Genomic DNA, 8505 nt, shown 5'->3' with positions numbered 1-8505 from the left:
GGGCCCCTCGTTGTCGGCTTCCTCTTCCTGCAAGATGTCGCGCACCGCGCCCTCGAACGCCCGGATGAACTGCCGCCCGATGATCTTGCGCTTGCCCTCGGGATTGTGCACGCCCGACAACGCCTGCAGGAAGCTGTCCGCCGCATCGACAGTGACCAGGTTGGCGCTGGTGGCGGCGACGAAGTCGCGTTGCACTTGGTCGCGCTCGCCGGCGCGCAACAGCCCGTGGTCGACGAAGACGCAGGTCAGCCGGTCGCCGATGGCGCGCTGCACCAGCGCGGCGGCCACAGCGGAATCCACCCCGCCGGACAGCCCGCAGATCGCGTGGCCGTCACCGATTTGCTCGCGCACCTGCTCCACCAGCGCGCCGGCGATGTTGGCGGGCGTCCACTCCGCGCCGAGCCCGGCGAAGTCGTGCAGGAACCGGCTGAGCACCTGTTGTCCGTGCGGCGTATGCATCACCTCGGGGTGGTACTGCACCCCGGCCAGCCGCCGATCCCGGTTCTCGAACGCCGCCACCGTCGCGCCGGCGCTGCTGGCCACCACGTCAAACCCATCGGGCGCGGCCGTGACGGCGTCGCCGTGGCTCATCCACACCGGCTGGACGTCGGGCAGCCCCGAATGCAGCTCGCCGCCAATAACTTTCAGCTCCGTGCGGCCGTACTCGCTGGTGCCGGTGTGGGCGACCGTCCCGCCCAGCGCCTGCGCCATGGCCTGAAAGCCATAGCAGATGCCGAACACCGGCACGCCGAGGTCGAACAGCGCCGGATCGAGCTGCGGGGCCCCCTCGGTGTAGACGCTGGCCGGACCGCCGGAGAGCACCAGCGCCGCCGGGTGGCGGGCCTTGACCTCTTCGACCGTCGCTGTGTGCGGGATGACCTCGGAGAAGACGCGGGACTCGCGGACCCGGCGGGCGATCAACTGCGCGTACTGCGCACCGAAGTCGACGACCAGTACCGGCTGATTGGGCGGTCCGGTCGCAGCGGAATCATCAGGTTTCGCCACGCCGCAAGTTTAGTGGGCACCGCATCACCGCGAACCGGGTCGGATCCCGGCCACCACCGCGGTTACTGCGAGACAGGCGTAAGGCCAGACGAGGGAATGTAAGAGGGCGGCGGGGGTGGCGGAGGCTGCGGAGGCGGCGTTTGCGGCGGCGGAGGTTGCGGCGGCGGAGGTTGCGGCGTCGGTGTCTGCGCAGGCGCTGTCACCGGCGCCAGCAGCGAGCCGCCGCCGCCGGTGATATCCAAGTCCCCACCCGCAGTCATCGGAACAAGCTCAGCGGCCCGAGCGGTCACTTGGATACCCGTCCCGACGTTGATCAGGCCGGCGTCAGCAACACGCCGGGCGGCGCCAAGGACGTCAAGCCGCCTCATGTCCATGGCCGCAGCCGACAGGTCGGCGGCGGTATCGGCTCGCGTCGTTGACACCTGGTGGCCGGTCAACGCCCGGTAGCCCGCATACTCAGACCGGTCATAGGCCGTCAGGCCGTGCCTGCCGTGATACGGACCATAACCCGGTCGCGCCGCCGGCTGCGAAGCCGTCGCCGTCTGGGCGCCCGAAGTAACGGGTGCCACGGGTGCGGGCTGTGCGGGCGCCGCGGGAATCGCCTTCAGAGGGCCGGCGCCGCCGGCGATATCAAGGGCCTGGCCGGCGACCAACGGTGCGGCTGCTGCGCTTCTGCCGCTCACTTGCAATGCCGTACCGGCGTTGACCACGCCCGCGTCGGCGACATACCGGGCCGCCACTTCAACGCGCGGGCGGCGAGCGACCGCCGCCGCCGGGGGCCACCGCCTCAAAGCGGTGCCCGCAACCAGAAGGTCTTTTCTGGTCAGTGCCTGGGTTGCGCTGATCTGGTCCGCGTTCGTCGTTTGCACCCCGTGAAGGTCTTGACGAGTGTTTGTCGATATCCGCGAGGCGGCGCCAATACCAGCGGGAGTCGACATGGCACCGGGCAGAGCTTGCAGCGCCTGGGCCCACGGGGCCAGCCGCGCCGCCGCCGCCGAAGCTCCGCCGTGATAGCCCACGAGGGTGGCCATGTTCTGTGCCCACATCGCTTCGTATGCGGCCTCGGTGGCCGCTATCGCCGGGGCGTTGAAGCCAAACGGGTTCCATCTCACCAGCGAGCTCAACTGAGTCCGGTTGGCCGCGACAGCCGCCGGATGCGTGATCGCCGACTTCGCGGCCTCGAAGAGGCCGGCCACGGCGTTGGCCTGCTCGGCCGCCGCCCCGGCTTGAGCCGCCGCCGTGCTGAGCCAGCCGCCGTACTGGGAGGCCATGCCGGCCATCGCCGTCGCCGCCGAGCCCTGCCAGGGCCCACCCACCAGCGTCGAAATCACCGAGGAGAACGCGTCCGCCGCGGCGGCCAGCTCGCTGCCCAGGCCATCCCAGGATGCCGCGGCGGCAAGCATCGGCCCGGATCCGGCGCCGCCGTACATCTGCGCCGACGTGATCTCTGGTGGGAGCATCCAAGAACTCATCACAACGGTCCCTTCACCAGGGGGCCATGCCTAAGCGCCATCGCTGACGGCGGCCACCATCACTAACGGAGTCCGCCCCCCGGGCGGAGTCGAAAGCCATATCAACAAAAATCGCCATCGTTTGGTAACCGCCCGCGTCCCATCCCCATCGCCATGGGAGTACGTGAGCTGATGGCGATGGCGACTATCAATATATGGCAGATCGCGGCGGACGCACACACTTTTTCCGGCGCCCGTAGTACCGAGTTCGTCTTGGCGTCAATAACTTTCGCTCCGGTTACCACGACCTGTCGGTGCGGTATCGAGAAGGTGGATCGCGGTGTGTGCGGTGCTGACCTACAGCGCAAACGCCCGACGCATTGCGTCGATGGCATCCGGGTCGCCTGCGAAGCTGACCCGCCGCAGCGCCGACTTGCGTTTGGCCTCGCTTGCGCCCATACGCGCGGTAAGCAGGTCCGCCGCGCTGGCGGTGACCGTCACCGCGGGCCCACCGTTGCCGGCCGCGAGATGGCCATCCTTTACCGCGAAATCGAAACGGCGGCCGTCAATCACGACACGGTAGGTGGCATCCAAGCCGACGGCCCCGGCCGGATCGAAGGGCAGCAGGATTCCGGCGAGGAAACCGTTCAATGGCGAGACCGGGCCGTCGCCGTTGAACGGTTCGAGCCGATCGAGCCCCAACCAGGCGATGTCCCGCAGGACGGGCAGCACCTTCTGCCAGCCGAAGTCGCTGAGGGTATATACGGTGCGCCCGATCGGGGCCGGCAACTCGGTGCGGTCGACAAGCCCGCTGTCTTGCAGTTCCCGCAATCGCTCGGCGAGGAGATTGGTTGCGATGCCGGGTAGCTCGTCGCGCAGGTCACTGTACCGGCGAGGGCCGCCCACCAGCTCGCGCAGGATCAGCAATGTCCATCGCTCCCCGATGATGTCAAGCCCGAGAGCGATGGGGCAGTTCTGGTTGTACTTGCGGGCGCGCACCCCAGTCACTTTACCAACCGATAGACATCTTTCCCAACTATTTACTTGATTTAATTGTCTAATAGCTTTAACCTCTTGTCCATGAGCACACGCCCAACGTTCCCGGTCTTCCGTAATCGCCCGATCCCCGCGCTTGCCATCATCTGCCTCGGCGTCTTCGTCATCAGCGTCGACGCCACCATCGTCAACGTCGCGCTGCCCACCCTGTCGCGCGAACTCAGCGCCGACACCGCGCAGCTGCAATGGATCGTCGACGCCTACACCCTGGTCATGTCGGGCCTGCTGCTCTCGGCCGGCAGCCTGTCCGACCGCTACGGCAGGCGGGGCTGGCTCAGCTCCGGGCTGGCGCTGTTCGCGGTCACGTCGGGCGTTGCGGCACAGGTCAATTCCGCGGATCAGCTCATCGCCGCCCGCGCCGCCATGGGCATCGGCGCGGCGGTGATCTTCCCGACGACGCTCGGGCTGATCACCAACATCTTCACCGAACCTGCGGCCCGCGCCAAGGCGATCGGACTGTGGGCGGCCATGGTGGGCGTGGGGGTGGCCGTGGGGCCGATCAGCGGCGGATGGCTGCTCGAGCACTTCTGGTGGGGCTCGATTTTCATGGTGAACATTCCGATCGCTGCGCTGGCGATCATCGGCGGCGCCCTGTTCGTTCCGACGTCGCGTGACCCGGCGGCGCCGCGCGTCGACGTCCCCGGCCTGATGCTGTCCGCTGCAGGGATCACGACGCTGGTGTACACGGTCATCGAGGCGCCCACGTGGGGCTGGACCAATGGGCGAAGCGCGGCCGGATTCGCGCTTGCCGCAATCCTTCTCGCGGGATTCGCGCTGTGGGAACGGCGCACCAGCCATCCCATGCTCGATGTCTCGGTCTTCGTCAACCGTAGGTTCTCCGGCGGCAGCCTCGCGGTGACCGCCGGTTTCCTCACGTTGTTCGGGTTCATCTTCGTCATCACGCAGTACTTCCAATTCATCAAGGAATACACGGCGTTCCAGAGCGGAGTGCGGTTGCTGCCGGTCGCCGCCTCGATCGCGATCGCGAGCGTCGTGGGGCCCCGGCTGGTGGAACGGGTCGGCACCACCGCCGTCGTCGCCGCCGGTCTTACGGTGTTCGCCGCCGGACTGGCATGGGCATCCACGGCCGACGCCGCCACACCCTACAACCAGATCGCCCTGCAGATGGTGCTGCTGGGTGGCGGCCTCGGCCTGACGACGGCGCCGGCCACCGAGGCCATCATGGGGTCGCTGCCCGTCGACAAGGCCGGCGTCGGATCGGCGGTCAACGATACGACGCGCGAACTCGGCGGCACCCTCGGCGTGGCCATCGCCGGCAGTATTTTCGCGTCGGTGTACTCCGGACATCTCGGCGCGGCCGCTTTGACGGGTTTGCCCGCTGACGCGATGCGGCACTCGATGGCGCTGGCGCACAGGGTGATTCAACAGCTGCCGATTCAACAAGCCGGCTATGTCCGCGGAACTGTCGATCGCGCCTTCCTGGACGGGATGCAGGTGAGCTCGCTGGTGTGCGCGGGCATCGCGCTGGGGGCGGCGATCGTCGTCGCCTGGTTGTTGCCGGCGCGTGAGCGGCAGGCGGCGCCCGTCCCCGAACTTGCAAACGCCTAACACCCTCGAAGAAAGGCATGGAAGACATGAGTACGACGTCAACCGCCAGCACTTACGTGCTTGGACACGCCGACGCGGAGGTGCAGCGGCTGCTGTTGCAGGCGCGCCTGTACAACGACTACACCGAGCATGCGCTGCGGCTCGCCGGGCTGCGGCCGGGCATGCGGGTGCTCGACATCGGGTGCGGTCCCGGTGACGTGTCGTTCGTCGCCGCCGGCCTCGTCGGTCCGACGGGCAGCGTGCAGGGGGTGGACGCCGCGCCGGAGATGGTCGAGCTCGCTCGCGCTCGCACCGCCGAGAAAGGCTTGACCACAACGCATTTCACGCAGGCCGCGATCGACGCGATCACCGTGGAGGAACCCGTCGACGCCGTTATCGGTCGGCTGATCCTGATGCACCTGCCCGACCCGGTCGCCACGCTCCGGCGCCTGAGTTCGTTGGTGCGCCCCGGTGGCGTGATCGCGTTCTCGGAAAACGACATCACCGCGGCGCGCAGCGTCCCGGAGATCCCGTTGTTCGGTCGGGTGATCGCGGGCATCGTGCGCGCCTTCGAGGCGATGGGGCTCAGCCCGCGGTTCGGCACCACGCTGCATACCGTCTTCGCCGATGCCGGCCTGGGCTCGCCGCGGCTGACCCTCGGCATGCCGGTCGGCACGGCCGCCGACACCGACCTGCTGGCCTACGCCGCGGAAGTCTGGCGGCTGGTATCGCCCATCGCGCAGCGGGACGGCTTCGCCATCGACGAGGTCGCCGACATCGACAACTTCATCCCTCGCTTCCGCGAGGAGGCGCTCGCGGCCAACGCAATCGTCACGATGCCACCCATCATCACCGCGTGGACGAAGGTGCAGAAATGAACGCTACCATCTGCGACCAGTATTCGACCGGCCTGTCGCGCAACAACATCGAGCGCGCGCTGGGCTCCGCCGGAATGGACCTGGACCACCTGGCGCCGGCCGACCTGGCGATGCTGGAGGACTTCCACACCATGGGCCGCATCGCCACCGTGCAACTGGTCGACCTCGCGCGCCTCACCGCTGACAGCGACGTCCTCGACGCCGGCAGCGGCGTCGGCGGCACCGCCCGCTACGTCGCCGACCGCTTCGGCGCCCGGGTCACGGCGGTGGATCTCACCGACGAATACTGCGAAACCAACCGCTGGCTCAACCGGCTGGTCGGGCTCGACGGCCGAGTATCGGTTCGCCAGGCCGACGTCACCGAACTCCCAGTCGCCGACGGCACTTTCGACGTCCTCATCAGCCAGCACGTCCAGATGAACGTGCCCGACAAGGCGCGGCTGTACTCCGAGGCGCACCGGGTGCTCAAGGACCGCGGGCGGCTCGCCCTGTGGGACATCACGATTGGCGACGGCGGTCAACTCGACTATCCCCTGCCCTGGGCCGACGAACCGACGCGCAGCCACCTGGCGACCCCCGGCGAGCTGCGCGCCGCGATCGAGTCCGCCGGGTTCGCCGTCGAAGCGTGGAACGACCTGACCGACCAGGCGGCCGCGGTCATGCGGGCCGTCCTGGCCCAGCCCGACGGTCCGCTGGGTCTGCACGCCTTCGTCACCGACTTCCGCCGAAAGGCCGAAAACCTCGCCCAGGCCCTGGCCGACGGACGCCTGCGGACCATCCAGGCGGTGTGCGAACGATGAACGCCCCCAACGAAATTCCGGACCAGCGCTATACGCTGGCGTGGAGCAGCGGCCGCGGCGAGGTCAAATTCCTGCGCCGGTCCGACGGCTCCCGGCTGCGCTACTTCACGGCGGGAATGGGCCCACCGCTGGTCCTGCTGCACACCGTCCGCACCCAGCTCGACTACTTCCACCGGGTGGTGCCCGCACTCTGGGCCGACTTCACCGTCTTCGCGCTGGACCTGCCCGGCATGGGGTGGTCCGACATCGTCCCGGGGGCCCGCTACGATGAGCCCCAATTACGCGGCGCCGTCGTCGAATTCGTCAAAGCCCTGGACATGCGTGGCGTCACCCTGGCGGGCGAATCGATGGGTGGTGCGCTCGCGCTGCTGGCCTCGATCGAGCTGACGGACCGGGTGAGCAACGTGATCGTCTTCAATCCCTACGACTACCCCGGCGGCCTGGAGCGCGGCAACTGGTTTGCCCGCGTGATCGGCACGGGCGTCCGGCTCCCCGGTTCGGGGCCCATCTTCGCCCGGCTCGAAAACCGCCTCATCCTGGGCGGCGTGCTGGCCGGCGGCTTCGCCGACCGCCGAGCCATGCCGAAGGACTTCCTCACGGAGCTGCGCCGCAGCGGCCGACGCCGCGGCTACGCGACGGTGAGCCGCGCGATCATGCGCAGCCTCAACGGGTTCGTCGCCGCGCGCAGCCGCTACGCCGGTGTGCGTGTCCCGGTCACGTTGGTCTACAGCGAACACGATTGGTCGCACCCGGCCGAGCGCCAACAGGTCGCCCGCGAGCTGAAGGTCGACGCGATGACGCTGCCCGGCACCGGCCACTTCTCGGCGCTGGAACGGCCGGCCGACATGGTGCGCATCATCCGCCAAGCCGCCAATCCATGAAGCCGGGCGGCGCGGCGTCCTGGCTCCCGGCCCCGCGCCGGGTCGATTCGCGGTGATCTCTGGCGACACACATCGCGGCATGGTGGAGTGGGTATCGCTGAAGTACTACCCCCGATGCCCGAGAGTGAGGTCCACAGTGAGCCCAGCGCTGGGTCTGCCAGAGAAGGTACGTGCCTGCCTGTTCGACCTCGACGGTGTGCTCACCGATACCGCGAGTGTGCACACCAAGGCCTGGAAGGCCATGTTCGATGCCTATCTGTCCGAACGCGCCAAGCGAACCGGCGAGGAGTTCGTCCCCTTCGATGCGGCCAGCGACTACCGGACGTACGTCGACGGCAAGAAGCGCGAGGACGGAGTTCGCTCGTTCCTGGGCAGCCGGGGAATCGAGCTCCCCGACGGCACTCCGGATGACCCCGACGACGCCGAGACCATCTTCGGCTTGGGCAACCGCAAGAACGACATGTTCCAGAAGGTGCTGCACGACGACGGCGTCAAGGTGTTCGACGGGTCGCGCCGCTATCTGGAGGCGGTCTCGGCCGCCGGCCTCGGCATCGCCGTGGTGTCGTCGAGTGCCAACACCCGCGACGTCCTGCAGATCACCGGCCTCGACCGGTTCGTCCAGCAGCGGGTCGACGGCGTCACGCTGCGCGAGGAACACATCGCCGGCAAGCCGGCCCCCGACTCCTACCTGCGCGGCGCGGAGTTGCTGGGCGTCGGACCGGACGCCGCAGCCGTCTTCGAAGACGCGTTGTCGGGCGTGCAGGCCGGCCGCGCCGGCAAATTCGGCTACGTGGTCGGCGTGGATCGGGTGGGCCAGGCCGAAGACCTGCGCCGCAACGGCGCCGACGTCGTGGTCACCGATCTCGCCGAATTGCTGCAGGGCTGA

7 protein-coding genes and 1 pseudogene are annotated in these 8505 nt (G+C 68.5%); 5 read left to right on the top strand and 3 right to left on the bottom strand.

Translation table 11 applies throughout. From position 1 onward, the window contains the following. The 3 genes and pseudogenes from guaA to JO059_RS17435 form a co-directional block, all read right to left on the bottom strand. Window positions 1-1005, bottom strand: a 1005-nt coding sequence (gene guaA / locus JO059_RS17445; protein ID WP_293320903.1) for a glutamine-hydrolyzing GMP synthase, incomplete at its 3' end; no start/stop codon positions are given. Window positions 1006-1946: 941 nt separating this feature from the next. Continuing rightward, window positions 1947-2477: pseudogene (locus tag JO059_RS17440) on the bottom strand (PPE family protein); the annotation flags it as partial. A gap of 336 nt (window positions 2478-2813) precedes the next feature. After that, complete coding sequence (locus tag JO059_RS17435) at window positions 2814-3455, bottom strand: helix-turn-helix domain-containing protein (protein ID WP_293320901.1); 642 nt, start codon at window positions 3453-3455, stop codon at window positions 2814-2816. Between the two features lie 81 nt (window positions 3456-3536). On the opposite strand from JO059_RS17435, the gene JO059_RS17430 reads away from it, so the two are divergent. From JO059_RS17430 to JO059_RS17410, 5 genes are all read left to right on the top strand, one after another. Next, a complete protein-coding gene (locus JO059_RS17430; protein ID WP_293320899.1) occupies window positions 3537-5081 on the top strand; it encodes an MFS transporter in 1545 nt (514 codons plus the stop codon). Between the two features lie 26 nt (window positions 5082-5107). After that, a complete protein-coding gene (locus JO059_RS17425; RefSeq protein ID WP_293320897.1) occupies window positions 5108-5938 on the top strand; it encodes a class I SAM-dependent methyltransferase in 831 nt (276 codons plus the stop codon). After that, window positions 5935-6738, top strand: a complete 804-nt coding sequence (locus JO059_RS17420) for a class I SAM-dependent methyltransferase (protein ID WP_293320895.1) — start codon at window positions 5935-5937, stop codon at window positions 6736-6738. Before JO059_RS17425 ends, JO059_RS17420 begins: the two co-directional genes overlap by 4 nt. Continuing rightward, a complete protein-coding gene (locus tag JO059_RS17415; RefSeq protein WP_293320893.1) occupies window positions 6735-7619 on the top strand; it encodes an alpha/beta hydrolase in 885 nt (294 codons plus the stop codon). Before JO059_RS17420 ends, JO059_RS17415 begins: the two co-directional genes overlap by 4 nt. 79 nt (window positions 7620-7698) lie before the next feature. Further along, entirely contained in the window at window positions 7699-8505 is an 807-nt protein-coding gene (locus tag JO059_RS17410) for a beta-phosphoglucomutase family hydrolase (protein ID WP_293320891.1), read from the top strand.

Origin of the sequence: Mycobacterium sp. (assembly GCF_019247615.1) — a bacterium.
Classification (GTDB): Bacteria; Actinomycetota; Actinomycetes; order Mycobacteriales; family Mycobacteriaceae; genus Mycobacterium.
Note: the sequence above shows the minus strand (reverse complement) of the source record. Positions and strands in the feature narration are given on the sequence as shown.

What these genes read in the sequence shown, in the direction of transcription:
- JO059_RS17430 (WP_293320899.1), top strand. Translation starts at nt 3,537, where the DNA reads ATGAGCACACGCCCAACGTTCCCGGTCTTCCGTAATCGCCCGATCCCC.
- JO059_RS17425 (WP_293320897.1), top strand. Translation starts at nt 5,108, where the DNA reads ATGAGTACGACGTCAACCGCCAGCACTTACGTGCTTGGACACGCCGAC.
- JO059_RS17420 (WP_293320895.1), top strand. Translation starts at nt 5,935, where the DNA reads ATGAACGCTACCATCTGCGACCAGTATTCGACCGGCCTGTCGCGCAAC.
- JO059_RS17415 (WP_293320893.1), top strand. Translation starts at nt 6,735, where the DNA reads ATGAACGCCCCCAACGAAATTCCGGACCAGCGCTATACGCTGGCGTGG.
- JO059_RS17410 (WP_293320891.1), top strand. Translation starts at nt 7,699, where the DNA reads ATGGTGGAGTGGGTATCGCTGAAGTACTACCCCCGATGCCCGAGAGTG.